The sequence below is a fragment of the Piscinibacter sp. PDB1-1 genome (assembly GCF_056675995.1).
The window spans coordinates 689,517-713,523 of sequence record NZ_JBWVZJ010000001.1 but is presented as its reverse complement, the minus strand read 5'-3'; the positions used below and the strand labels follow the sequence as shown (position 1 = coordinate 713,523).

Here is a 24,007-nt window from a genome sequence, read left to right as displayed (position 1 = left end):
TTGCGCTATGGTGGGCCGATGCAAATCATCGGCCCGACCGCCAGGCATGTGCTGGCAGCGCCCGGCACGTTCCTGCTGAACTGCCTCAAGGCGTTTCGCTCCAATCAGGGCCTGCTGCTTGCCGGGGCGGTGGCGTACTACGCGTTGCTGTCGATCGTGCCGCTGCTGATCCTGTTCGTGATCGCGCTGTCGCACCTCATTGATCAACGCGAGTTGCTGGGCACGATCGAGCGATACATCGCTTGGCTGATCCCCGGCCAGTCGCGTGCCATCGTGGGGGAGCTGGGCAACTTCCTCACGCACCGCGGCTACATGGGCTGGGTGCTGCTCGCCACGATGCTGTTCTTCAGCTCGCTCGCGTTCACGGTGCTCGAGAACGCGATGTCGGTGATCTTTCTGCACCGCATGCAGGTGAGGCGGCGGCACTTCATGGTGTCGGCCTTGCTGCCGTATGCCTACATCCTGTCGCTGGGAGCGGGGCTGCTGCTGGTCACGCTGGTGGCTGGCAGCCTGCAGGCCATCGGGCAGGAGAGCGTGTCGCTGTTCGGGCGCGAGTGGTCCCTGAGTGGCTTCTCGGGGACGCTGCTGTACCTGCTCGGGCTGGCCGGCGAGGTGTTCGTGCTGGCCTCGATCTACCTCGTGATGCCTGTAGGCCAGCTCGCGCTGCGCCACGCACTGATCGGCGCGCTGACGGCAGCCCTGCTCTGGGAGATCACTCGCCACGCGCTGGTCTGGTACTTCAGCACGCTCTCGCAGGTGAACATTGTCTATGGCTCGCTGACGACGGCGATTGTGGTGCTGCTCAGCCTGGAGATCGCCGCCGCGCTGCTGCTGTTCGGCGCGCAGGTGATTTCAGAGTACGAACGGATTGAGGCCAAACTCAGTCCACGCGGGTGAAGTGCTGCCGCACGTGGCTGCGGTCGAGCATGTCGAAGTGCCACCACTCGTTGTCGATGCCGTTGAATCCACCGTGGCGCAGCACGCGCCGCAGCAGGTCGCGGTTGCGATGCTGCCGGGGTGTGAGCGCGCCGCTGGCCAGGTGCTGGGCCTCGAGCGCCGGGTGCGACAGCGCGGTCATCTCGTCGAAGCCGGTGCCCATGTCGAGTTCGCGGCCCTGGGCGTCGACGATGGTCGCGTCGAGCGCCATGCCGAAGGAATGGATCGAGCCGCGCGCCGGGTCCGCCACGTACTCGCGCAGGCCGGTACCGTCCAGGAAATCCCACAGCTCGATCTGCACGCGGTGCGGCCGCAGGGCGTCGAGCACCAGCAGGCGATGCCCGGGAGCCTCGCGTTCGAGCAAAGCGGCGGCCTGCTCGATGCCTGTGGCGGCGAGGTGGTGGAGCCAGGCGCAATCGAGGCTGCCGTAGAGATCGCGGCCGACGAAGTTGCGAACGCCGGCATAGCGCAGGTCGACGCCGATGGCGGGGATCGAGGCCAGCCGGCGGAAGCTGGGGTGGGAGCCGATGTCTTCGCAGCGCATGAGGACGAGTGTGGAGTGATGCAAGGCCAAAGGGCAAGCCCTTCACAATCGACCCGTTCCACCAACGAACGTTCCCCATGGATGCCAACGAGCTTGCACGGATCGCCACCGACGAGATGCAGTCGAAAGGGCTTCGCCCGACGTTCTCGGCCGCGGTGCTGCAAGAGGCCGAGGCCACGGCTGACCCGGTGGCTGGCGTAGGCCCCGGCACCGTCGATCTGCGCGAGCGTCTGTGGTTCTCGATCGACAACGACGACACGCTCGACATCGACCAGCTGAGCTGGGCCGAGGCGCGCCCTGATGGCGGTGCACTGGTCTCGGTGGCCGTGGCCGAGGTCGATGTGTTCGCCCCGCGCGGCGGCGCGCTCGACGAGCATGCGGCCGCCAACACCACCTCGGTCTACACCGCAGCCGGTGTGTTCCCGATGCTGCCCCAGCTTCTCTCCAACGACCGCAGCTCCTTGCATGCCGGCTTGGACAAATTGGCCATGGTGGTCGACATGGCGATCGATGGTGCTGGTGAAGTGCAGTCCGCGCAGATCTGCCGCGCCATCGTGCGCAACCAGGCCAAGCTGGCCTACGACAGCGTGGCCGCATGGCTCGACGGCACGGGCGCGGCGCCCGCCGAGGTGGCGGCCAGCCCGGCGCTCCAGGCACAGATCCATCTGCACGACCGCGTGGCCAGTTCGCTGCGCCAGTGGCGCCACCGCCGCGGCGCGCTGAACGTGGCCACCGCGCAAGCGCGCCCCGTGTTCGCAGGCGGCCAACTCGTCGACCTGCGCGCTGACCACAAGAACCGCGCCAAGGACATGATTGCCGACCTGATGATCGCGACCAACGGCGCCACGGCGCGGTTCCTGGCCCAGCGCGGCTTGCCGTCCTTGCGCCGTGTGTTGCAAGAGCCGCGCCGGTGGGATCGGCTGATTGCACTCGCGGCGCAGTACGGACACACGCTCCCGCCGCAGCCGGATGCGCTAGCGCTCGATGGGTTTCTGACCGGGCGGCGCCAGGCCGACGCAGCGGGCTTCGAAGACCTCTCGCTCTCGGTCGTCAAGCTGCTGGGTTCCGGAGCGTACGCGGCAGCGTCGCCGGGTGCGCCGCCGGCCGGGCACTTTGGCCTGGCCGTCAACGACTACGCGCACTCCACGGCGCCCAACCGGCGCTATGTCGATCTCGTGACGCAGCGCTTACTGAAGGCCGCGTTGGCCGGTGCGGCTTCGCCTTATTCGCTGGCCGAACTGGACGCCATCGCACAGCACTGCACCGTGCAGGAAGACAAGGCGTCGACCATCGAGCGGCGTGTCTTGAAGGCAGCCGCGGCGTTCTTGCTGCAGGGGCGCATCGGCGAGACCTTCGATGCCATCGTCACCGGCGTGGCGACCAAGGGCACCTTCGTGCGCATCACCTCGCCGCTGGTCGAAGGACGCGTGGTGGGCGGCTTCGAGGGGCTCGACGTGGGCGACACGCTGCGAGTTCGACTGCGCAGCGTGGACGCCGCGCAGCGCTTCATCGACTTCGAGCGCGCATGAGTGGCCTGCGCGGGGTGATTGCAGGGGTGGTTGCCGCGGTCGGTTTGCTGACCGGCTGCGCCACCACGCGAGAACCCACGGTGCCTCTGCGCACCCTTGCCGAACCCGCCCCGTGCCCGGTGCGTCCCGACACCTTGCTGGTGATGCTGCCGGGCATCTACTCGCAACCCGAGGAGTTCCAGCGCGAGGCCTTCGTGCAGGCGGTGCGTGCGCGGCAGATCGCCGCGGACGTTTTGTTGGTGGACGCGCACCGCGGCTACTACGAGCAGCGTTCGATCGTCATCCGCCTGAATGCCGATGTGATCGAACCGGCACGCCGCGCGGGTTATCAACACATCTGGCTGATCGGCATCTCGCTGGGTGGTCTCGGCGCGATGCTCACCGCTGAAGAGCACCCGGGCGAGATCGACGGCATCGTTCTGCTGGCGCCATACCTGGGCAGCCGCGAAACGGCCCAGCGGGTGCGCGATGCCGGCGGGCTGGGCGCCTGGGTGGCGCCGCCCGAATCGAACGGTGACGATGCCGACGTACGTGTGTGGCGCTGGCTGCAAGGCCAGACCGCCCCTGCCGCTCGCGGCGGGAAGAGGCTCCCGATCTACCTGGGCTACGGCCTCGACGACCGGTTCGCCTTCAATGCGAGCGTGCTGCGCGAGGCGCTGCCCGACGATCGCGCGTTCATCACCACCGGCGGCCACGAGTGGGCGCCATGGCGGCGCCTGTGGCAGCAGGTGCTCGACGCTGGCGTGTTCGCGCGAGACACCACTTGTGTGCGGGGGATGCGCGGCCCGGCTCCCTAGGATGGCAGTTGAAGTGCACGCGGTGAGCGCCCAAAGTCGAGGCAACGCTGAACAAGTCCCACGCGGACTGCGCATCCTTGTCTCGGGCGGTCTGCAGCGTTGCAAATGCGCGCGATACCTGCGGGTATCGCTGTGCTTTGCGCCTTGCAGCCCATCCCGAGACAAGGCGCGCCGCCTCGCGGGGACCCGTTCAGCGTCGCCTGAGATCACGGCGCCAGCCGAATGCATTCAAGGGGAGACACACCATGGCTACCGACAGCTTCCAGGTCTCGACCTACCAGTACTACAACTGGTCGTCACGCAGCACGGGCAAGACCAACCTGATTCTCAAGGGCAGCGGCAAGACCTGCTCGGTGTGGTTCGTCGAAGACCCGTCGGCGTTGCTGCCGCCGGCTTCGGTGGTGGCGAGCAACTATTACGCCTTCTACTACCACCACAGCCAGTTGCCGCACCTGATCGACATGCTGCGAAACGAGAAGCCGATCACCGTGTTCTTCAACAACGACAACGGCTACAACAACTCGCGCATCTCGAGTTCCGACGAGCCCGTGGGTGAAGGCGAGATCGCCTGATCGACCGTACCCCGCTCAGGGGCGGGTCTGGTCGATCGTCACCGTCACCTGGTTCGCGCCCGGCTTGACAACCGGGCCGGCACCGACCAGGTCGCCCGACGCGGGCGTGGCGCTGCCGGTCTTGGACACGCGGGCCTCGACGCGCACTTCGGTCGCGCTGGAGAGCTTGAACTCGGGGCTCATGGCCATCGAGTCGTCGAGCTTGAAGTCCATCGGCAGGTCGGACACCTTCACCCGCAGCACCGCCAGCGGTACGCGCGGGCCCTGCGCATGCCGCGCGAAGATGAAGACGGTATCGGTGGGCTGCACCTTGGAGGCCAGTTCGGGCGCCAGTGCCACGCGGCCGCTGATGGCGGTCTGGCTGCTGGCGACCGGGCTGTTGTTGGTTTCACTGGCGCTTGCCGGCGCGGCAGGCTTGTCGGTGCTGGCGGCTACGGTCTTCACTCCGGGCGTGCCGGGCATCTGGGCGCGTGTCTTGGCCACGGCTTCGTTGAGCCACTTGGCGTCGTCCGATTCGGCCGGCACGATCTTCAGCAGATGTTCCCAGTGCTTCACAGCGCCGGCGAAATCGTTGCGGTTGTACGCGGCCGTGGCGGCAAGCGAGATGGCCATCGGGTTTTCGGGGTCGAGCTTGAGCGCCTTGTCGACGATCTCTTGCGGTTTGCCCTCGAAGTTGCCCATGGCGCGCGTGGCCAGCACATCGCCGTACTCGGCGAGCAGGGTGGCGTTGCCTTCGACCTCAGGCCCGGCGCGCTCGTAGGCGGCGGCGGCCTCTGGCAGGCGGCCCATCACGCGGTAGCTGCGGGCGAGCACGACCCAGCCCTTGGTGTCGCCGGGGTTCTTGTCGAGCCGCGCGGCGAGCGACGAAACCATCTGCTCGACGTCTTGCTGTGTGGGTGCGGCGGTGGCGAACGGCGCCAGTGCCGCCGGCGTGCCGATCAAGGCGTACAAGCCGGCGGCCGCCACGGGCAGAACGAACATCAGCGCCAGCGCGGTGCGGCGCATGCCGAACGGGCCGGATGCTGACGTGGCCGGGGATGCCGGCGCGGCGCTGTCTGCGGCGTCCTCGAGCAGGCGGCGTTGCAGCTCGGCGCGCGCCTGTTCGTGATCGGTGGGGCTCAGGGTGCCGGCGGCGAGGTCGCGGTCGAGTTCACGCAACTGATCGCGGTAGATGCCGGTGTTGGCATCGCCGGCCGAGGAGGCGGTGCCGTTCTGCGCCGCACGGCGCCAGGGACGCAGCAGCAGCAAGAGGGTGGCGGCGACCAGCGCCGCGGCCCACAGCATGAAAGCCGTCATCAGGAATCTCCCTTGAGCAGGGCTTCGGCCCGGCGTTGGTCTTCGGGTGTCAGCGGCGCGGCGGCGGGTGCGCGCTTGCGCACGAAGATCAGCAGGCCTGCCACCGCCAGGACCATCAGCACGAACGGCCCGCCCCACAGCAGCCAGGTGGTCGGCTTGACCGGCGGGCGGTAGAGAACGAAGTCGCCGTAGCGGCTGACGAGGTAGTCGCGGATCTCCTGGTCCGACTTGCCTTGCTTGATGAGGGAGCGGACCTCGCGGCGCAGGTCCATCGCCAGATCGGCGCGCGAGCCCGCGAGAGATTCGTTCTGGCACACCAGGCAGCGCAACTCTTCGGCGATGTGGGTCAGGCGCTGTTCGACGACCGGGTCTTCGGCCAGCGGCGCGGCCTCGTCGGCGTATGCAAAGTGGGCAGGCAGTGCCAGCGACAGCATCAACACCAGTGCCACCAGCGGCTTGGGCATCTTCATTTCTGCAGCTCTTTGATCAGGGGCACGATCTTGTTGTCGAGCACGTCGCGGGTCACCGGGCCGATCTGCTTGAAGCGGATGGTGCCGGCCTTGTCGATCACGTAGGTCTCGGGCACGCCGTACACGCCGTAGTCGATTCCCACGCGGCCGTCGGCATCGACCGCCGACAAGTCGTAGGGGTTGCCGTGGCGCGCCAGCCAGTTCATGGCGGCGTCGGGCGTGTCCTTGTAGTCGAGGCCGATCAGCGGGGCGAGCTTCGAGCGGGAAAACTCCACCAGCAGCGGATGCTCTTCGCGGCACGACACGCACCACGAGGCCCACACGTTGAGCATCCAGACTTTGCCGGCCAGATCCTTGGGGCCGAATCGGCCCTCGGTGCCCAGTTGCGGCAATGAGAAGTCGGGCGCAGGCTTGCCAACGAGCGGCGAGGGCACCTCGCGCGGGTCGCGGTTCAAGCCGATGGCGAGGAACACCGCCAGCGCGATGAACAGCGCGAGCGGCACCAGGATCAACAAACGCTTCATGCCGGCGCCCCTTGCGCGGCGAGCTGGCTGGAGGCCTTGACGCGGTAGCGCCGGTCGGCGGCGGCGACAGAGCCGCCAATGGCCATCAGCAGGCAGCCGCCCCAGATCCACATCACGAAGGGCTTGTAGTAGACGCGAACGCTCCAGGCGCTGCCCTGGGCGTCCAGCGGTTCTCCGAGGGAAACGTAGAGGTCGCGGGTGATGCCGGTGTCGATGGCGGTCTCGGTCATCGGCATCTGCGAGGAGAAGTAGTTGCGCTTCTCGGGGTGCATCTCGCGCACCGACTGGCCGCCCTTGAGCAGCTCGATGTCGCCGCGCTGTGCGATGTAGTTCGGGCCCGGCACCTCGGACACACCGCGCAGGCGCACCGTGTAGCCACCGATCTCGACCGTGTCGCCGATGGCCATGCGGACGTCTTTCTCGACCTCGTAGCCCTTGACCATGGTCACGCCGATCACGAACACCGCCATGCCGAAGTGCGCGATGTGCATGCCCCAGAACGAGCGCGGCGGCCAGCCCGAGCGAAGGCGTTCACGCACCTGGAAGACGGTGCTCGCGCCGATCCAGACCGCCAGCAGCAGTCCGAGCGCCACCAGTGGGCTCCACGTGCCGATGAGGAAGGGCAGGCCGACGCCCGCTGCGACCGCCAGCACGGCTGCCAGCCGCAGGCGCTGGGCCATGTCGCGTGGGTCGGCGTGCTTCCAGCGAGCCAGCGGGCCGATGGCGATCAGGAACAGCAGTGGCACCATGATCGGCACGAACACCGAGTTGAAGTACGGCGGCCCGACCGACAGCTTGCCCAGGCCCAGTGCGTCGATGAACAGCGGGTAAAGCGTGCCCAGCAGCACCGAGCCGCAGGCCACGACCAGCAGCACGTTGTTGATCAGCAGCAGCGTCTCGCGCGAGAAGAGCCCGAAGGCGCCGCCCATGCTCACCTTGGAGGCTCGCCATGCGAACAACAGCAGCGAGCTGCCGATCACGATGACCAGGAAGGCGAGGATGAAGATGCCGCGCCGCGGGTCGGTGGCGAAGGCGTGCACCGAAGTCAACACGCCCGAGCGCACGAGGAAGGTGCCCAGCAGCGAGAGCGAAAAGGCCGAGATCGCGAGCAGCACCGTCCAGTTCTTGAAGCTGCCGCGCTTTTCGGTCACGGCCAGTGAATGGATGAGCGCCGTGCCGATCAGCCAGGGCATGAAGGCGGCGTTTTCGACCGGATCCCAGAACCACCAGCCACCCCAGCCCAGCTCGTAGTAGGCCCAGTACGAGCCGAGGGCCAGGCCGAGGGTGAGGAACACCCAGGCCACGTTGGTCCAGGGGCGCGACCAGCGCGCCCAGGTGGCGTCGAGCTTGCCGGCCAGCAGGGCAGCCACGGCGAATGCGAAGGCCACCGAGAAGCCCACGTAACCCATGTAGAGAAGCGGCGGGTGGACGACCAGCCCCGGGTCTTGCAGCAGCGGGTTCAGGTCGCGGCCTTCGGCCACAGGCGGCAGCAGCCGCTCGAAGGGGTTGGAGGTGAGCAGCATGAAGAGCAGGAAACCCGTGCCGACGAGGCCGAGCACGCCGAGCACGCGGGCTGCCATGGCCAGTGGCAACTGGCGCGACAGCAGGCTCACCGCGCAGGCCCAACCGGTCAGCATGAGCTCCCAGAGCAGCAACGAGCCTTCATGGCCGCCCCAGACGGCCGCGGCGCGATACGCGAGCGGCAACTTGGAGTTGGAGTGATTCGCCACATACGAAACCGAGAAGTCATTGGCGACGAAGGCCTGCATCAGGCACAGGAACGCGAAGGCGACGAGTACGAACTGCGTCTGCGCCGCAGGGCGCGCAATCGCCATCCAGCCGGTGTGGCCGCGGTGCGCGCCGATCAGCGGCAGCGTGCCCTGCACGACCGAGATCAGCAGCGCCAGGATGAGCGCGAGGTGTCCGAGTTCAGGGGTCATGGTTTGGCCTCGTATGGCGTCGCGCCGCCTTGCTTCATCGACTTGCCCGCCTTGTGCGCCTGATCGACGGCGTGCTGGGCTTCGGGCGGCATGTAGTTCTCATCGTGCTTGGCCAGGACTTCGGTGGCCAGGAACTCGCCGTTGGCGTCGAGCTTGCCCTGCACCACGGCGCCTTTGCCCTCCTTGAAGAGGTCGGGCAGGATGCCCGTGTAGCTCACGCGCACGTCCTTGGCGGTGTCGGTGATCACGAAGTGCACCGTCATCTGCTCTCGCTTGACGCTGCCATCGCGCACCATCCCGCCGACGCGGAAGGCGCGGCCCTTGGGGGCCTCACCGGCCAACACCTGAGTCGGCGTGAAGAAGAAGGCGACGTTGCTCTGCAAGGCATTGAGCACGAGGGCCGCGGCGACACCGAGGCCGGCCAGCGCCCCCAGGATGATCGCAATGCGTTTGTGTCGGGGCTTCATGGCTGCGCGGCCTGGTCGAGGCCAGGCGAGGTGTGGCTTGGGCTGAACATGTGAGCAACGGCTCTCTGAGTTTCGTGACGAACTCTGCGCGGCGGCGTGCACGGGCAGGTCTCGCCGAACGCCGGATTATCTACCGGCCCCCCTCAGTGCCTGATCCGGCCTGCTGAGTTCCGCGACGCAGCGTCGCGGCGGCGAGAGGGCGGCGAGATCACCGCGCTGGGTATCTTGTGCGACCGTCTGTAAGCCTGCTGACGTTTGCCAACTATTGACGTTATTTTCCCGGCCGCGAACGCCGATGATCCGGCCGGAGCGAGAGAAGAGGGAGCTGGCGCGCCCGCCATTCAGAGGCGCGCACGGCCTGACAGACAACAAGATCGGAGTCACGCGTGTTCACCAACCCCATGCACTCGGGGCGCCCGCAGTAGCCATGCTGTTCGGCACCTCCAGGCGACTGCCCAACCCGGCCCATGCGGCCCGGGGCGGCGCGCGCGCCATTGCTGCAGGCGGCTGGTTCGAGCGCGAAGAAGCCATCATGGGCACGGCGGTTCGCGTCGAGCTGTGGGCCGATTCGGTCGATGCCGGGCGCGTGGCCATCGACGCCGTGATGGCCGAGATGCACCGCATCGACCGCACCATGAGCCCGCACAAGCCGGACTCCGAGTTGTCGGCGATCAACCGCGAAGCCGCGAACGGCCCGGTGGCCCTGAGCGACGAGATGACCCGCCTGATCGCTCGGGCGATCTGGTTCTCGGAATTCTCGGCGGGCGCCTTCGACATCACATACGCCGGTGTCGGCCAGCTCTACGACTACCGCCTGGGCATCAAGCCGAGCGACGAGGCCCTGGCCGCGGGGCGTGCCACGGTGGGCTACCGAAACCTGATTCTCGACACCCGGGCGCGCACGCTGCGCTTCGCCCGGCCGGGCGTGCGCATCGATCTCGGCGGCTTTGCCAAGGGGCATGCGGTCGACAACAGCGTGGCCATCCTTCGCCGCCTGGGGATCGCCAATGCGACGGTGGCAGCCGGTGGCGACAGCTACGTGATGGGCGACCGCGGTGGGCGCCCCTGGAGCATCGGCATCCGCGACCCGCGCCGAGCGGGCGGCGTGGTGGCGGTCCTGCCACTCGAAAACGTGTCGATCTCCACTTCGGGCGACTACGAGCGCTACTTCGACCAGGACGGCGAGCGGTGCCACCACCTCATCGACCCGAGCACGGGGAAGTCGCCCACGGGCGTGCGCAGCGTGACGATCCTCGCCGACGACGGGCTCACCACCGAGGCACTGTCGAAGTGCCTGTTCGTGATGGGTGTCGAACGCGGCATGCGGCTGATCGAGTCGCAACCGAATGTGGATGCAGTGGTGGTGGACGCGCACGGCGCGCTGCACTACTCGTCGGGCTTGCTGTCTGCGGCGAAGCCGCGCCAATGAGCCCCAAGAAGCTTGTGATCGAACGGACCGGATGGAGGAAACAATGAAAAAAGTCCTGGCAAGAATCTGCACGCTGGCGTGCACCACGGTTGCGGCCACCTTGCTGGTGGGTTGCGGCAGCGGCAGCAGCGCCGACGGCGAAGACACCGTCACCGTCGAAGGCGATGTGCCGCTGGCCTATGTCAAGCGCTCGACCGCGCTCAGCATGAACCCCACCGATGGCGACCCCAGCGCACCGGGCGGCGACCTGATGGTGCGCGAGAAGTCGTCACCCAGCGCCCCCGAGCACAACATCACCACGCGCATCACGCAAGGCGTGGGCGATGCCTCCGACCCCGAGGTCTCGTACGACGGCAAGAAGCTCGTCTTTGCGCTGCGCTGCCCCACTTCGAACACGTCGATGATCGGCTCCGCGCGCGCCTGTACCGGCCGCTGGAACATCTGGGAGTACGACATGTCGACCGGCGGCATGGCCGGCGGCACCTTGCGTCGCATCACCAGCTCGACCCAGGACGACGACGTCGATCCGGCTTACCTGCCCGCGGGTGGCGGCTTCGTGTTCTCGTCCAACCGCCAGGAGAAGGCCCGCCGCAACCAGGTCCAGGGCCTGGCGGTCAACCAGGCGCTGGGCGTGGACTACAAGGCGCTCGACGAGTACGAGCGCGAGCAGGTCATGAACCTGCACACGATGGACGTCAACGGCGGCGACATCAAGCAGATCTCGTTCAACCAGAGCCACGACCGCAACCCGGTGGTGCGCCCTGACGGCACGATCATGTTCTCCCGCTGGGAGCACGTGGGCGACCGCAACCGCTTCGCCGTGTTCAAGGTCAAGCCCGACGGCACCGACATGTTCGTGCTCTACGGCGCGCAAAGCCCGGGCAACAGCTTCCTGCACCCGCGCGACATGGACCCGAGCGGGCCCTACAAGGGCCATCTGGCCAGCTCGCTGATGCCGCTGTCGCGCACACAAGAAGGCGGCGCCCTGATGGTGGTCGATGCCTTCAACTATTCGGAGAACAACACGCCGGCCTTCACGTCGGTGCCGAGCAACGGGGGGCAGCGGTCGGTGACGGCCCAGGCCCTCAACGACGGCATGGGCCTGTCGGAGTTCGGTCGCGTCACCACGCCATACCCGCTGTGGGATGGCACGAACCGCATCCTGGTGTCCTACCGCCCCTGTGAAGTCACGCGCAATGGCGTGGTCGTGGCCTGCGCCACATTGACGGCCGAAGAGAAATCCCGCGTCAGCAACCGTAACCGCATGGCCGCCGACGTCGCCTCCGACCCACTGCGCGACAACGCACCCGCCGCCTACGCGGTCTACATGTTCAACCCCGCCAACCAGACCTGGCGTGTGGTCGCGGCGCCGCCGCCTGGGTTCATGTACACCGATCCGATCCCGCTGCAGGCTCGCGCCGAGCCCAACGCGGCTCAACCGACCGCGGTCGACGACGCGCTGGCCGCCAAAGGCCTGGCCTTGATCGAAGTGCGCAGCGTGTACGACACCGACGGCCTTGGCCGCATGAGCGAAGGCATGCTGGCGGCCTCTGACCTGCCGGCCGGCTGCAGCCGCGGCATCGCGATGACCTCGCCGCCGCACGAGCCCAACGAAACCCGCAGCTCGGTGGCCGATCTCGTGCGCATGAAAGACCCGGCCGACCCGGCCTACAAGTGCTCGCCGGTGCGCATGGTGCGCGTCATGCGCGCTGTGGCCCCGCCGGCTGGCATGACCGGCCTGCGCGGCTCGATCGGTGAGACCGATTTCGAGCAGCAGCAGATCCTCGGCTATGCCCCGATCGAACCCGATGGGTCGTTCAAGATGCACGTTCCGGCCGACACGCCGATCGCGCTTTCAGTGATCGATAACAAGGGCCGCGCGATCCAGACCCACACCAACTGGATTCAGGTGCGCCCGGGCGAGCGCCGCACGTGCGACGGCTGCCACAGCCCACGCCGCGGCGCCTCGTTGAACTCGGGCACCGTGGTGAACACCATGCCCGCCGCCTTGGTCGCGGCCCTGCGCGACCAACACGCCTCCGGCGAGACCATGGCCGCCACGCGCACGCGCCTCAACGACACGCTGCTGGCCCTGGCGGCCGACCCGACCTTCACCGATGTCTGGGCCGACGCGGCGCAGGCCCGCGCGAGCTACCTGGTGCGTTACACGGGCAATGCGAACGCGGCCGACGACCTGGCTACGCCGGCGCCGGCAACCACCGGCGTGAAGGCCGGCGTCATCAACTTCCGCGACCACATCGCTCCGCTGTTCACGCGTTCGCGTCCGGTGGCGGGTGGCGGTGACAATCAGTGCACGACCTGCCACGCCGACCCGGCCAAGCTTGACCTGCGCGGCACCATCGCCGGCACCGGCCGCGTCACCGCCTACGAAGAACTCGTGCTCGGTGACCCGGTGATCGACTCGGCAACCGGCCTGCCGCAGTTCCGCCTCGAAGACGGCGTGCCCATGATCGTGCGTGGTGCGGCGCTGGTGGAAACCAGCTCCAGTGCCGCCAACTCGGCTGGCGGTGCGCGCAAGAGCCGCCTTGCCGAGATCATGTTCGGCGAGACCCTGCTGGCCGGGGCGGCTGCCACCACGGCGCACCCGAACCCGCCTGCCAGCGCACCCAACCACGCCACCATGCTCAACGCCGCCGAGAAGCGCGTGCTGACCGAGTGGATGGACCTGGGAGGCCAGTACTACAACGACCCGTTCGACCCTGCAGGCGGCGTGCGTTCTGTCTACGGCCTGAGCGAGACCGCGTTCGAGACCACCATCCAGCCCATCCTGCGCTCGACCTGCGCGGCCAGCTGCCACCAGGCCATCGGCAGCGACCAGACCACGCCGGCCGGTGCATCGTTCCGCGAGAACCGCTTCGTGCTGACGGGCAGCGCCGAGGGTGACTACGGCGTCACGCTGTCCATGATCTCGGACACCTGCAACGCGGCATCGAACTACCTGCTGAGCCGGCCGTCCACCGTGCCGCACCCGGCCGGTGCCGGCGCGCAGACCACGGCCGTCCTGCCGGTGGGAAGCGCCAACTACAACACGATTGCGGCCTGGATCGCCACGGGATGTCGATGACGAGAGAAGTACCCCGCACCACGCCACCCAGGCGCATTGCCCCCACGTACATCCGCTGGGGCGCTGCATGCGCCGCCGTGGCGGCCCTCGCCACCGGCTGCGGTGGTGGCGGCCCGCTCGGCAACCCGCCGGACATCACCAACGAAGCAGGAACGGGAGGGCAGAAGCTCTCCTTTGCCTACTTCCAGCGTTGCATCAACCCGATCTTCCTGGAGCTGCTGCCGATCATCGGCACTGCCACCACCAACACCTGCGCCGGATCGGGCTGCCACGACAACACCAACGGCACGGGTGGTGCCTTTCGCGTCATCCCCAACGCCGCGGCGATCCCGCTGCCGGCCGATCTGTCGACGCTCACGCCGGCGCAGATCACCGCCATCCAGGCGAGCGACATGTACAAGAACTTCTACTCGGCGCAGGGCGAAGTCGTGATGGGCAACGTGGCCCAGAGCCGCCTCATCACCAAGCCGCGCGTGCAGGGCGTGCTGCATGGGGGCGGGCTGATCTTCTCGAGCGACGCCGACCCGCACGTCGTGCTCATGCGCTACTGGATGTCGCACCCCGCGCCGGTCGGGCAGACCGAGTTCAGCGCCGACCCGGGCAACGGTACCTGCAGCACGTCATGAGTTCCTTGTTCGCGGGTTCGAGAAATGCATGCGTGGCCTGCGTGCTGGGGCTCCTGGTGGCCTTGGGCGCTGCGACGCCTGCGCTCGCGGCTGAGGAGCCACTCGAGCGCCTGACGGTGGCCGACCCCTACCTCGAAATGCACACCGGCCCCGGCCGCGGCTATCCGGTGTTCCATGTGGTCGAGCGAGGCGATTCGATCGAGGTGGAGTTGCGCCACACCGACTGGTTCAAGGTGCGCACGGACAGCGGCAAGCAAGGCTGGGTCACGCGCCGCCAACTCGAAGCCACGCTCACCGCGGCGGGCAGTGCCAAGACCTTCCGCGACATCGCCGTCGATGACTACCTCGTGCGTCGGGTCGAGATGGGCGCGGCCTGGGGGCAGTTCAAGTCGGAGCCCATGTTCAAGGTCTGGACTGCCTATCGGCTGTCGGACACGCTCGCGCTCGAAGCCACCATCGGCCAGGTGCAGGGCGTGTATTCGGGCACCGAGTTCTGGCACGTCAACATCAACTCCGAGCCTTGGTCGAACCAGCGCTGGTCGCCGTACTTCGGCATCGGTGTGGGCAAGTTCAAGAACATCCCCAACGACAGCCTCGTCGACGACCAGACCACCAACGTCAACATGGCGGTGGGCACGCTGGGCATGCGCTACTACATCAGCGATCGCTTCGTTGCGCGGCTGGACTACACCTTCTACACCGCCTTCCTTTCCGACACCCGATCGGGCGAGTACCGCGCCATCAGCGCCGGGCTCTTGTTCTTCTTCTGATGCCATCCATGCCTAATACTTCCATCGTCCCCTTGCTGCTGGCCGGTGCTCTGCTGGCCACGCCTCTCGCCGCCTTCGCGCAGGACGCCGCCCCCAAGGATCCGAAGCCCGCAAACGAACAGGTCATCGTGCCCGAGGTCGATCGCCGCGAGGTGCGCGTGCCCAAGATCCCGTCGAACGACTTCGAGATCGGCTTGTTCGTGGGCACCTACGCCACCCAGAACTTCGGCTCCAACCTCGTGAGCGGTGTGCGCCTGGGGTATCACATCACCGAAGACTTCTTCGTCGAAGGTGCGTACGGCCAGACCAAGGTGAACGACGAGACCTTCCGCCAGATCCTGCCGGGCGGCATCTTCGTCGACAAGGAAGAGAAGCTCAGCTACTACAACATCTCGCTGGGCTACAACGTGCTGCCCGGCGAGGTCTTCATCGGCCGCAACACCGCCATGGCCTCGGCGCTCTACATCATCGGCGGCGCCGGCAGCACCGACTTCAACAACCAGAAGAAGCAGACCTTCAACCTCGGTTTCGGTGCGCGCGTGTTCGTCAAGGACTGGGCGGCGTTCCAGGTCGACGTGCGAGACCACTTCTTCACGCTCGACCTGCTGGGCAAGAGCCAGAGCACGCAGAACCTCGAGATGACGATTGGTGCGACCTTCTTCTTCTGATTTCCACGGACCGGTGCAGTCATGACCACCCGCAACACCTTGCCCCTACGCCGCGCTGCCCTCGCGGCCACGGCCTTGATCCTGAGCGCGGCCGGCTCACTGGCTGTCGCGGCCACGTCCGTCGGGCAAGCGGCCCCTGATTTCACGCTGCGTTCGCTCTCGGGCCCCAACCTGCGCCTGCAGGAGCAGCGCGGCCAGGTGGTGCTGGTGAACTTCTGGGCCACCTGGTGCGGCCCGTGCCGCCAGGAGATGCCGCACCTCAATCGCATCGCCGACAAGTACCGGTCGGCCGGCTTGGTGATGCTGGGCGTGAACATCGACGACGACGTGCGCAAGGCGGCAGATGTCGCCACCAAGCTGGGCGTCAACTTCCCTGTGCTGCTCGATACCGACAAGAAGGTCAGCCGCCTGTACGACCTGAGCAGCATGCCGTCCACGCTCGTGATCGACCGCAGCGGCCGCGTGCGCTACGTGCACCGCGGCTACCAGAGCGGCTACGAGAACCTTTACGACAAGCAGATCCGCGATCTGCTGAAGGAATGATCACCATGCCGCAACTCTCCACGGCCCTCATGCGCTGCGCCGCGGCGATGGGCTGCGCTCTGCTGGCTGTCGGTTGCAGTTCCGCCGAACCCTGGGTCAAGCCCTACGAGCGCGAGCGCCTGGCCGCACCGGTGATGCAGACCGCGCGCGATGGCCTGTCCGACAAGCACTTCGAGCACGTGCGCGAAGTACGCGAGGGGGCCCGCGGCGCCACTGGTGTGCAAGGGGGTGGCTGTGGCTGCAACTAAGACCTGGCGACCGGCAGTGCACGTGTGGCGGCAGTTGCTGCGCCGTCTGGCGGGGTTGCGCCGGCGCCGTCTGCATGCGATGCGCGCGGCCGGGCTGATCGGCGGCGCACTGGCCGGCAGCGTGGCGCATGCGGCACCGACGCTGGCCGAAGACCGCGCCGACCTGATGTACCACCGCTACGACGCCGATGGGCTGGTCGCCGATGGCCCAGCCTTGCTGGTGCGCAAGAAGGTCACCGACAACCTCTCGCTCACGGGCAGCTACTACGTCGACATGGTCAGCAACGCGTCGATCGACGTCGTGACCACGGCCAGCCCGTACAAGGAAACGCGCAACGAGTACGCCATCGGCTTCGACTACCTCACGCGCGATTCGATCATTTCGCTCAAGACCTCGCACAGCAAGGAGCCCGACTACATCGCCGACGCGACCAGCCTCGACATCTCGCAAGAGGTTTTCGGTGGCATGACGACGATCAACCTCGGCTTCACGCGCGGGCAGGACGACGTCGGCCGCAAGGGCGAGGGCTTCTTCGACAACGCCACCCACTGGCGCTATCGCCTTGGTGTGACGCAGATCTTGAGCCCCACGTGGCTGATGAGCGCGAACCTCGAAGCGGTGTCCGACGACGGCTACCTCGGCAACCCGTATCGTGCGGCGCGCGCCTTCGGCACCACCGTGCCCGAGAACAACCCTCGCACGCGCAGCAGCCGGGCGCTCAAGCTTTCGGCCATCGGCGAGATCACGCCGGGCAACGCGGTGCGCGCCGGCTATCGCTACTTCTGGGACAACTGGGAGATCGGGGCCCACACGCTGGACGCCGGCTACACGCGGCAGTTCGGCGAGCGCTGGCTGGTGGACTGGTACGGCCGCTACTACTCGCAGAGCAAGGCGCTCTTCTACAGCGACGACGCCACCAGCGACATGACCTACATCTCGCGCAATCGCCAGCTCAGTACCTTCAAATCGATGAGCCTCGGCGCCAAGGCGGCCTACACCGTCAAGCAGGTGCCGGGCAGCTACGAGATCCGCCTCAACGCGGCCTACGAGTTCACTCAGTACAAGTACGCCGATTTCACCGACGTTCGCGACGGCTCGCTGTATCAGCACAACGGCAACGTGCTTCAGCTGTTCGCAACCATCGTTTTCTGATGATGAAGGTTTGCTTCATGCACCTCGATTACCTCTTCAAATGGCTCGCCGCCGCTTCGCTCTCGCTGGCCTGCACCGCATGGGCCGCCGATGCGCCTGCGGCTGCCGCGAGCGCGCCGACCACCGTGGCCTCCGCGCCCGCAGCCACTGCGAGCGCGCCTGCGTCGACGGCCAGCCTCGATACCCGTATTCAAGAGGCCAAAGGCGATGTGATCCGCCTCAACCGCGATCTCCTGGTACTCGAAGAAGAGCTCCTGTTCCCGGCCAACACCCAGGTGGCGGTGTTCGTGTCGATGGACGTGGGCAAGATGTTCGAACTCGGCTCGGTGCAGGTGAAGCTCGATGACAAGGTCGTCGCCAACTACCTCTACACGCCCGCCGAGGTGAAGGCGCTGCACCGCGGCGGCGTGCAGCGCATGTACATCGGCAACCTGAAGGCAGGCACGCACGAGCTGGTGGCGCTGTTCACCGGCGGCGGCCCGCACTACCGCGACTACAAGCGCGGAGCCACCGTCAAGTTTGACAAGGGCACCGAGCCCAAGTACATCGAGCTGCAGATCAAGGACTCCACCGGCAAATTGCAGCCGGAGTTCGTGGTCAAGGTCTGGCAGTGAGCGAGGGCAACGCGACTTCATGAAGCTCCCGCTCTCGTCGAGCAGTTTGCTGCGTCGCCTGGGCGCGGTCGCGGCCATCGCTGTCGGTGTCACCGTGGCCAGCCAGGGCGCAGCGCTCGCCGCCGACCCCAAGCCCGACCATTCCATCAAGGACCCGCACTACGGCGACACCTTGTTCTACTTCTTCCAGGAGAAGTACTTCAGCGCCATCACCGGTTTGATGGTCTCGCAGCATTTCGAGCGCGTGTCGCAGCACGCCGACGAGGCCGAGGTGCTGCGCGGCGGCCTGCTGCTCTCCTACGGCATGCACAAGGAGGCCGGCGAGATCTTTGCGCAACTCATCGAGAAAGGCGCATCGCCTGCGGTGCGCGACCGCGCCTGGTACTTCCTCGCCAAGATTCGCTACCAGCGCGGCTTCAATGCCGAGGCGCAGGACGCACTCCAGCGCATCGAGAAGAACCTGCCGCCCGCGATGGAAGAGGAGCGCGTGCTGCTGCAAGCCAACGTTCTGATGGCGTTGGGTGATTACACCGGTGCCGCTGCGGTTCTCAATGCGCTGCCCGATGTCAACAAAGAGATCTCCAAGGGCACCACCACCGCCAGCCTCTATGCGCGCTACAACCTCGGCGTGGCCCTGGTGCGCAGCGGCAACCCCGATGGCGGCAGTGTCTTGCTCGATCAGTTGGGCAAGGCGCCGACGCCCAACGGCGCCACCGAAGAGTTCCGCGCCCTGCGCGACAAGGCCAATGTGGCGCTCGGCTTCACGGCGCTGCAGGCCGATCGCCCCGAAGCGGCCGGGCCGTATCTCGAACGCGTGCGCCTGAACGGCCCGCAATCGAACAAGGCCCTGCTGGGTTTCGGCTGGGCCTCCGCCTCGCAGAAGAACTACAAGCAGGCGCTCGTGCCGTGGACAGAACTCGCCGGCCGCGATACGAGCGATTCCGCCGTGCTCGAAGCGCAGATCGCAGCGCCCTACGCCTTCGGCCAACTCGGTGCGCACGGTCAGGCGCTCGAGGGCTACAACAACGCGATCGCCACTTACGAGCGCGAAAACACCGGGCTCGACGAATCCATCGCCGCGATTCGCTCTGGCAAGTTCCTCGAAGGCCTGCTCGAACGCAATCCCGGCGAAGAGATGGGCTGGTTCTGGAACATCGACGAGCTGCCCGAGATGCCGCATGCCGGTCACCTGACGCAGGTGCTGGCGGGGCATGAGTTCCAGGAGGCGTTCAAGAACTACCGCGACCTGCAGTTCCTGGGCCGCAACCTGCAGCAGTGGAAGGAAAGCCTCGGCGTATTCGGCGAGGTGCTCGACAACCGCCGCAAGGCCTACGCCGAGCGACTGCCCGGCATCCTCGACAAACTGCGCGACAACAACTCCGGCCTGGGCGAGATGACCCAACGTGCCACCGGCCTCGCCAGCGAACTCAGCACCGCCGAAGAGCGTGCCGATGGCGTCGCATTTGCCGATGCCCAGGAGCGCGATCTGCGCGAGCGCCTGGAGAGCGTGCAAGCCAATCTGGCGGCATTGGGCGACACCCCCGAGACCGCTGCGGCGCGCGAGCGCTACCGCCTGAGCGCCGGTGCGCTCATCTGGCGCCTGGCCCAGTCGTACCCCGCGCGCATGGCCGATGCCAGGCGCGATCTTCAGGCGCTGCAGTCCGGCCTGGAGTCGGCGCGCGCGAGCGAAGGCAGGCTGGCTCAGGCGCAGCGTGACGAACCGGCCAAGTTCGATCGCTACGCTCAACGCATCGCCGAACTCGACAAACGCGTTCAGGCCTTGATGCCGCGCGTGGATGCGCTCGCCAAGGAGCAGCAGGGCGCGTTGCAGGAGCAAGCCGTGGCCGAGCTCACCCGCCAGAAAGAGCGCCTGGTGGCATATGCCATGCAGGCGCGATTTGCCGTGGCGCAGCTCTATGACCGCGGCAGCAAGCCCAAGGAAGCCGACGATGCGCCGAAGGACGCGCCCACCAATGCGCGCAAGTAACGCAGCCGTTCTGGCGCTGGCCTTGAGCCTGAGCGCGTGTGCGGGCAAGCGCTTCTTCCGCAGCGAACCCGAGCCGCCCACCATCAAGACGCTGGCGGGCCGCGAGGTCGAGGTGCGCCCCGATGAGGGCGTGGCGCTTGGCGATGAGCAGAAGGCCATTGCCGCCTACAACAAATTCCTCGAGGTCGCGCCCAAGGCACCGCAGCGCTCCGAGGCCATGCGTCGCCTCGGCGACCTGGAGATGGACACCGCCGACAACAAGCTGGCCAACGGTGACGCCACCAACCCCGACTACCAGGCCGCGATCGCGCGCTACCAGGCCTACCTCGCGGCCTACCCGAACGACAAGGGCAACGACCGCGTGCACTACCAGATCGCCCGCGCGTACGAGCAGGGCGGCGATCTCGAATCGGCACTCAAGACGCTCGACGTGCTGGTCGCGCAGTACCCCAACACGGCCTACCTGGCCGAAGCCCAGTTCCGCCGCGGCGAGTTGCTATTCACCACGCGCGACTACGTGAAGGCCGAACAGGCCTACGCCATCGTGCTCAAGGCGGGTGAAGGCGGCGTGTACCACGACCGCGCGCTCTACATGCAGGGCTGGTCGCAGTTCAAGCAGGGCAAGATGGAGGAGTCGCTGCAAAGCTTCTTCGGCGTGCTCGACCTCAAGATCGGGCAACGCGAAGGTGGCACCGAGCTCGACAGCATCGAAGGCCTGACTCGCGCCGAGCGCGAACTGGTCGAAGACACCTTCCGGGTGACGAGCCTGAGCCTCGCCAACCTGCAAGGCGCCGAGTCGATCCCGGCGTACATCACGAACGACGTTCGGCGCGCCTACGAGTTCCGCGTGTACCAGCAGCTCGGCGAGCTCTACATCCGACAGGAGCGCCCGAAAGACGCAGCCGACGCCTTCGGGGCCTTCGCCAAGCGCCAGCCGCTGCATGCACAGGCGCCAATCCTGCAGGCGCGCGTGATCGACATCTACCAGAGCACAGGTTTTGCCACGCTCGCACTCGATGCCAAGAAGGACTACGTCACCCGCTACGGCGTCGAGAGTGACTTCCGCAAGGCCAACCCCGAAGGCTGGGAGGCCGCCCAGCCGCTGGTCAAGACGCACATGGCCGAGCTGGCGCGCCACTATCACGCGGCTGCGCAAAAGAGCAAGGCCAGCGCAGACTATCAAGAGGCCGTCAAGTGGTACCGCGCGTACCTCACGTCCTTCCCGACCGACCCCGAGGCCGCGCAGAACAACTTCCTGCTGGCTGAATTGCTCTACGAAGACAACCGGTTCAGCGAGGCCGCAGTCGAGTACGAGAAAGCCGCCTACCAATACCCCACGCACGCCAAGAGCGCCGATGCCGGCTACTCGGCCTTGCTGAGCTACGCCGCGCTGGAGAAGCGCGCGCCGGCCTCCGAGGCCACTGCGCTGCAACGCACCGGTGTCGAGAGCTCGCTGCGCTTTGCCAAGGGCTTCCCGGCCGACAACCGCACGCCCACCGTCTTGACCAATGCGGCAGAGAAGCTCTTTGCGCTGCGCGACCCACGCTCGGCCGATGTGGCCAGCCAGGTACTGGCGCTCAACCCGCCGGCTCCAGCGGGGCAGAGGCGTGTCGCCTGGACGGTCGTCGCCCACACGTCGTTCGACAAGGGCGACTACCTGCACGCCGAGAGGGCCTACACCGAGGTGCTCGCGCTCACGCCCGAGAAAGATGCCGCCCGCGGTGAGCTCACCGAGCGGCTGGCGGCGTCGATCTACAAGCAGGGTGAACAGGCGCGCGACGCCGGCAACCTGCGCGAAGCCGTCGAGCACTTCAATCGCGTGGCCACGGTGGCACCGCAGTCGTCGGTGCGCGCCAATGCGCAGTTCGACGCCGCGGCAGCGCTCATCGCGCTCAAGGACTGGGACGCCGCCGCCCGCTCGCTCGAAGACTTCCGCACGCGCTACCCCAAGCACCCGCTGCAGGCCGAGGTGGGCGGCAAGCTGGGCGTGATCTACCTGGAGAAGGGCGACTGGAGCCAGGCTGCTGGCGAACTGGAGCGCTTTGCTGCAAGCAGCACCGACCCCAAGGCGGCGCGTGCCGCGTTGTGGCAGGCCGCCGAGTTGCACGAGAAGGGCGGGGCGAGTGCGCAGGCGGCCAAGGCCTACGAACGCTTCCTGAAGCAGTACCCCGATCCGCTGGAGACCAACCTCGAAGCGCGCTACCGCATCGCCCAGATCGCCAAGAAGGACGGCAACACCGCCCGCGAGGCCACGCTGATGCGCGAGATCTACGTGGCCGACCAGGCCGGCGGCGGCGCACGCACCGATCGCACGCGCTATCTGGGTGCGCTGGGCGCTCTCTCGATGGCCGAGCCCGCGTACGAGGCCTACCGCAAGGTGGCGCTGGTGGAGCCGCTGGCCAAGAACCTGAAGCTCAAGAAGGCCCGCATGGACGACGTGCTCCAGGCCTACAGCGTGGCCGCCAATTCGGGCGTGGCCGATGTGGCCACCGCGGCCACGTACCAGATCGCGGCGCTGTACCAGGACTTCGGCAAGGCCATGATGAGCTCGCAGCGGCCCAAGAAGCTCTCCAAGCTGGAACTGGAGCAATACAACGTGATGCTCGAAGAGCAGGCCTACCCGTTCGAAGAGAAGTCGATCGAACTGCACGAGATCAACGTCAAGCGCACGGCAGACGGCATCTACGACGATTGGGTCAAGCGCAGTTTCGACGCGCTCAAAACCTTGCGTCCGGCCCGTTACGGAAAGACCGAGCGCGCAGAAGGAGTGGTCGATGCGATCCGCTGACATGGCCCCCCGTGCGGCGGCGCTGGCCCTTTGCGCCAGCCTGGCGGCCTGCGGCCTCATGCCCGGCGCGGATGGCACCGCGTCGCCGGCCAGCGCGGCGGCCGCCCCGTCCAAGTCTTCCGCCTCGGTGCCGGCAGCGACACCGACAGCGTCGCCGGCAGACGTGGTCGTCAACCCCGCCGCCCAACGCGCGTTCGACGACGCACGGCGCGCCCTGCGTGCCGGCCGCGTGGAAGAAGCCGAGCGCGGATTCAAGGCCGCGGTGCAATTGCAGCCCGAACTCGGCGGACCGCACGCCAACCTGGGTGTGATCTACCGCCAGGCCAACAAGCTGCCGCAGTCTGCCAGCGAGCTCGAACTCGCCACCAAGGCGAGCCCGCGCCAGCCGGTGTACTTCAACCAGTTGGGCATCACCTACCGCCATCAGGGCCAGTTCGCCAAGGCGCGCGAAGCCTACGAGCGCGCTATCGAACTCGATCCGAACTACAGCGCCGCGACGCTCAACCTCGGCATCCTCAGCGATCTCTATCTCTGGGACGCCAAGCGCGCCCTCGAACTCTATGACCGCTACCTCGCGCTCACGCCTGGCGGCGACGCCACCGTGAACAAATGGGTGGCCGACCTGAAGAACCGCACCAAGTCAACGGCGGCGGCACCCGCTGCCAACGCCGGCGCGCGCAAGGAGAAGGAATGAAGCACCTGCCCCAGGCCCTGGCCATCGCGGCAGCGATCGTCTGCGCCGCGCCGGCCTGCGCGCAAGACCGCGCCGACATCGACGGCACCAAGATCATCGGCAACCGCGAGTTGCCCAAGGTCTTGTACATCGTGCCCTGGAAGAAGCCGCTGCCCAGCGACCTCGCGGGCAAGCCCATGGCCAGCATCCTCGACGAGGCGCTGGCACCGATCGACCGCGACGTGTTCCGCCGCCAGGTGCAGTACGACACGCAGATGCTTGGCACCCCGCCAGGCTCGGCAGCGCCCGCCGCGCCGCAGCCCGGCAAGTAGCCCCCAATCACCCCCG

23 protein-coding genes are annotated in these 24,007 nt (G+C 67.2%); 17 read left to right on the top strand and 6 right to left on the bottom strand.

Annotated features, from left to right (window positions below; translation table 11 throughout):
* Positions 1-18 precede the first annotated feature (18 nt).
* Complete coding sequence (locus tag AC1KAR_RS03150; RefSeq protein ID WP_480314497.1) at positions 19-897, top strand: YihY/virulence factor BrkB family protein; 879 nt, start codon at positions 19-21, stop codon at positions 895-897.
* Here AC1KAR_RS03150 and AC1KAR_RS03145 read toward each other — a convergent pair.
* On the bottom strand, positions 881-1,480 hold the full coding sequence (locus AC1KAR_RS03145; RefSeq protein ID WP_480314496.1) for a M15 family metallopeptidase: 600 nt from the start codon (positions 1,478-1,480) through the stop codon (positions 881-883). The two genes, AC1KAR_RS03150 and AC1KAR_RS03145, sit on opposite strands and share 17 nt — an antisense overlap.
* Positions 1,481-1,557: 77 nt before the next feature.
* On the opposite strand from AC1KAR_RS03145, the gene AC1KAR_RS03140 reads away from it, so the two are divergent.
* From AC1KAR_RS03140 to AC1KAR_RS03130, 3 genes are all read left to right on the top strand, one after another.
* Entirely contained in the window at positions 1,558-3,009 is a 1,452-nt protein-coding gene (locus AC1KAR_RS03140) for an RNB domain-containing ribonuclease (protein ID WP_480314495.1), read from the top strand.
* Entirely contained in the window at positions 3,006-3,806 is an 801-nt protein-coding gene (locus AC1KAR_RS03135) for an alpha/beta hydrolase (RefSeq protein WP_480314494.1), read from the top strand. Before AC1KAR_RS03140 ends, AC1KAR_RS03135 begins: the two co-directional genes overlap by 4 nt.
* A gap of 245 nt (positions 3,807-4,051) precedes the next feature.
* On the top strand, positions 4,052-4,378 hold the full coding sequence (locus AC1KAR_RS03130; RefSeq protein ID WP_480314493.1) for a hypothetical protein: 327 nt from the start codon (positions 4,052-4,054) through the stop codon (positions 4,376-4,378).
* Between the two features lie 15 nt (positions 4,379-4,393).
* Here the strand turns inward: AC1KAR_RS03130 and ccmI are convergent, their stop codons facing one another.
* Genes ccmI through ccmE form a run of 5 tightly spaced genes read right to left on the bottom strand, consistent with a single transcriptional unit; the run spans position 4,394 to position 9,075 of the window.
* Positions 4,394-5,674 carry a c-type cytochrome biogenesis protein CcmI gene (gene ccmI / locus AC1KAR_RS03125; RefSeq protein ID WP_480314492.1) on the bottom strand — a complete coding sequence of 427 codons (1,281 nt, stop codon included), beginning with the start codon at positions 5,672-5,674 and terminating at the stop codon, positions 4,394-4,396.
* A complete protein-coding gene (locus AC1KAR_RS03120; RefSeq protein ID WP_480314491.1) occupies positions 5,674-6,144 on the bottom strand; it encodes a cytochrome c-type biogenesis protein in 471 nt (156 codons plus the stop codon). The genes ccmI and AC1KAR_RS03120 overlap by 1 nt, the downstream gene beginning before the upstream one ends.
* Complete coding sequence (locus AC1KAR_RS03115) at positions 6,141-6,668, bottom strand: DsbE family thiol:disulfide interchange protein (protein ID WP_480314490.1); 528 nt, start codon at positions 6,666-6,668, stop codon at positions 6,141-6,143. The genes AC1KAR_RS03120 and AC1KAR_RS03115 overlap by 4 nt, the downstream gene beginning before the upstream one ends.
* The gene (locus AC1KAR_RS03110; RefSeq protein WP_480314489.1) at positions 6,665-8,608 is read right to left on the bottom strand and encodes a heme lyase CcmF/NrfE family subunit; all 1,944 of its coding nucleotides are present in this window, start codon (positions 8,606-8,608) and stop codon (positions 6,665-6,667) included. The genes AC1KAR_RS03115 and AC1KAR_RS03110 overlap by 4 nt, the downstream gene beginning before the upstream one ends.
* Complete coding sequence (gene ccmE / locus AC1KAR_RS03105; RefSeq protein ID WP_480314488.1) at positions 8,605-9,075, bottom strand: cytochrome c maturation protein CcmE; 471 nt, start codon at positions 9,073-9,075, stop codon at positions 8,605-8,607. The genes AC1KAR_RS03110 and ccmE overlap by 4 nt, the downstream gene beginning before the upstream one ends.
* A 427-nt stretch (positions 9,076-9,502) precedes the next feature.
* Between ccmE and AC1KAR_RS03100 the strand changes: the two genes are divergently transcribed.
* Genes AC1KAR_RS03100 through AC1KAR_RS03040 form a run of 13 tightly spaced genes read left to right on the top strand, consistent with a single transcriptional unit; the run spans position 9,503 to position 23,991 of the window.
* The gene (locus AC1KAR_RS03100) at positions 9,503-10,504 is read left to right on the top strand and encodes an FAD:protein FMN transferase (protein ID WP_480314487.1); all 1,002 of its coding nucleotides are present in this window, start codon (positions 9,503-9,505) and stop codon (positions 10,502-10,504) included.
* A gap of 43 nt (positions 10,505-10,547) precedes the next feature.
* The gene (locus tag AC1KAR_RS03095; RefSeq protein ID WP_480314486.1) at positions 10,548-13,589 is read left to right on the top strand and encodes an HzsA-related protein; all 3,042 of its coding nucleotides are present in this window, start codon (positions 10,548-10,550) and stop codon (positions 13,587-13,589) included.
* Positions 13,580-14,215, top strand: a complete 636-nt coding sequence (locus AC1KAR_RS03090) for a hypothetical protein (RefSeq protein ID WP_480314485.1) — start codon at positions 13,580-13,582, stop codon at positions 14,213-14,215. The genes AC1KAR_RS03095 and AC1KAR_RS03090 overlap by 10 nt, the downstream gene beginning before the upstream one ends.
* Complete coding sequence (locus AC1KAR_RS03085; protein ID WP_480314484.1) at positions 14,212-14,985, top strand: SH3 domain-containing protein; 774 nt, start codon at positions 14,212-14,214, stop codon at positions 14,983-14,985. The genes AC1KAR_RS03090 and AC1KAR_RS03085 overlap by 4 nt, the downstream gene beginning before the upstream one ends.
* Before the next feature lie 8 nt (positions 14,986-14,993).
* On the top strand, positions 14,994-15,653 hold the full coding sequence (locus tag AC1KAR_RS03080) for an outer membrane beta-barrel domain-containing protein (protein WP_480314483.1): 660 nt from the start codon (positions 14,994-14,996) through the stop codon (positions 15,651-15,653).
* Between the two features lie 21 nt (positions 15,654-15,674).
* The gene (locus AC1KAR_RS03075) at positions 15,675-16,196 is read left to right on the top strand and encodes a TlpA family protein disulfide reductase (RefSeq protein WP_480314482.1); all 522 of its coding nucleotides are present in this window, start codon (positions 15,675-15,677) and stop codon (positions 16,194-16,196) included.
* 5 nt (positions 16,197-16,201) lie between these two features.
* Positions 16,202-16,444: a DUF4266 domain-containing protein gene (locus AC1KAR_RS03070; RefSeq protein WP_480314481.1), complete on the top strand. Its 243-nt coding sequence runs from the start codon at positions 16,202-16,204 to the stop codon at positions 16,442-16,444.
* Complete coding sequence (locus AC1KAR_RS03065) at positions 16,431-17,597, top strand: DUF3570 domain-containing protein (RefSeq protein ID WP_480314480.1); 1,167 nt, start codon at positions 16,431-16,433, stop codon at positions 17,595-17,597. The genes AC1KAR_RS03070 and AC1KAR_RS03065 overlap by 14 nt, the downstream gene beginning before the upstream one ends.
* Positions 17,598-17,614: 17 nt before the next feature.
* The gene (locus AC1KAR_RS03060) at positions 17,615-18,211 is read left to right on the top strand and encodes an AraC family transcriptional regulator (protein ID WP_480314479.1); all 597 of its coding nucleotides are present in this window, start codon (positions 17,615-17,617) and stop codon (positions 18,209-18,211) included.
* 19 nt (positions 18,212-18,230) lie between these two features.
* Entirely contained in the window at positions 18,231-20,198 is a 1,968-nt protein-coding gene (locus AC1KAR_RS03055) for a tetratricopeptide repeat protein (protein ID WP_480314478.1), read from the top strand.
* The gene (locus AC1KAR_RS03050) at positions 20,185-22,986 is read left to right on the top strand and encodes a tetratricopeptide repeat protein (protein WP_480314477.1); all 2,802 of its coding nucleotides are present in this window, start codon (positions 20,185-20,187) and stop codon (positions 22,984-22,986) included. Before AC1KAR_RS03055 ends, AC1KAR_RS03050 begins: the two co-directional genes overlap by 14 nt.
* Entirely contained in the window at positions 22,973-23,680 is a 708-nt protein-coding gene (locus AC1KAR_RS03045; RefSeq protein ID WP_480314476.1) for a tetratricopeptide repeat protein, read from the top strand. Before AC1KAR_RS03050 ends, AC1KAR_RS03045 begins: the two co-directional genes overlap by 14 nt.
* Positions 23,677-23,991: a hypothetical protein gene (locus AC1KAR_RS03040; RefSeq protein WP_480314475.1), complete on the top strand. Its 315-nt coding sequence runs from the start codon at positions 23,677-23,679 to the stop codon at positions 23,989-23,991. The genes AC1KAR_RS03045 and AC1KAR_RS03040 overlap by 4 nt, the downstream gene beginning before the upstream one ends.
* The last annotated feature ends 16 nt before the right edge of the window (positions 23,992-24,007 follow it).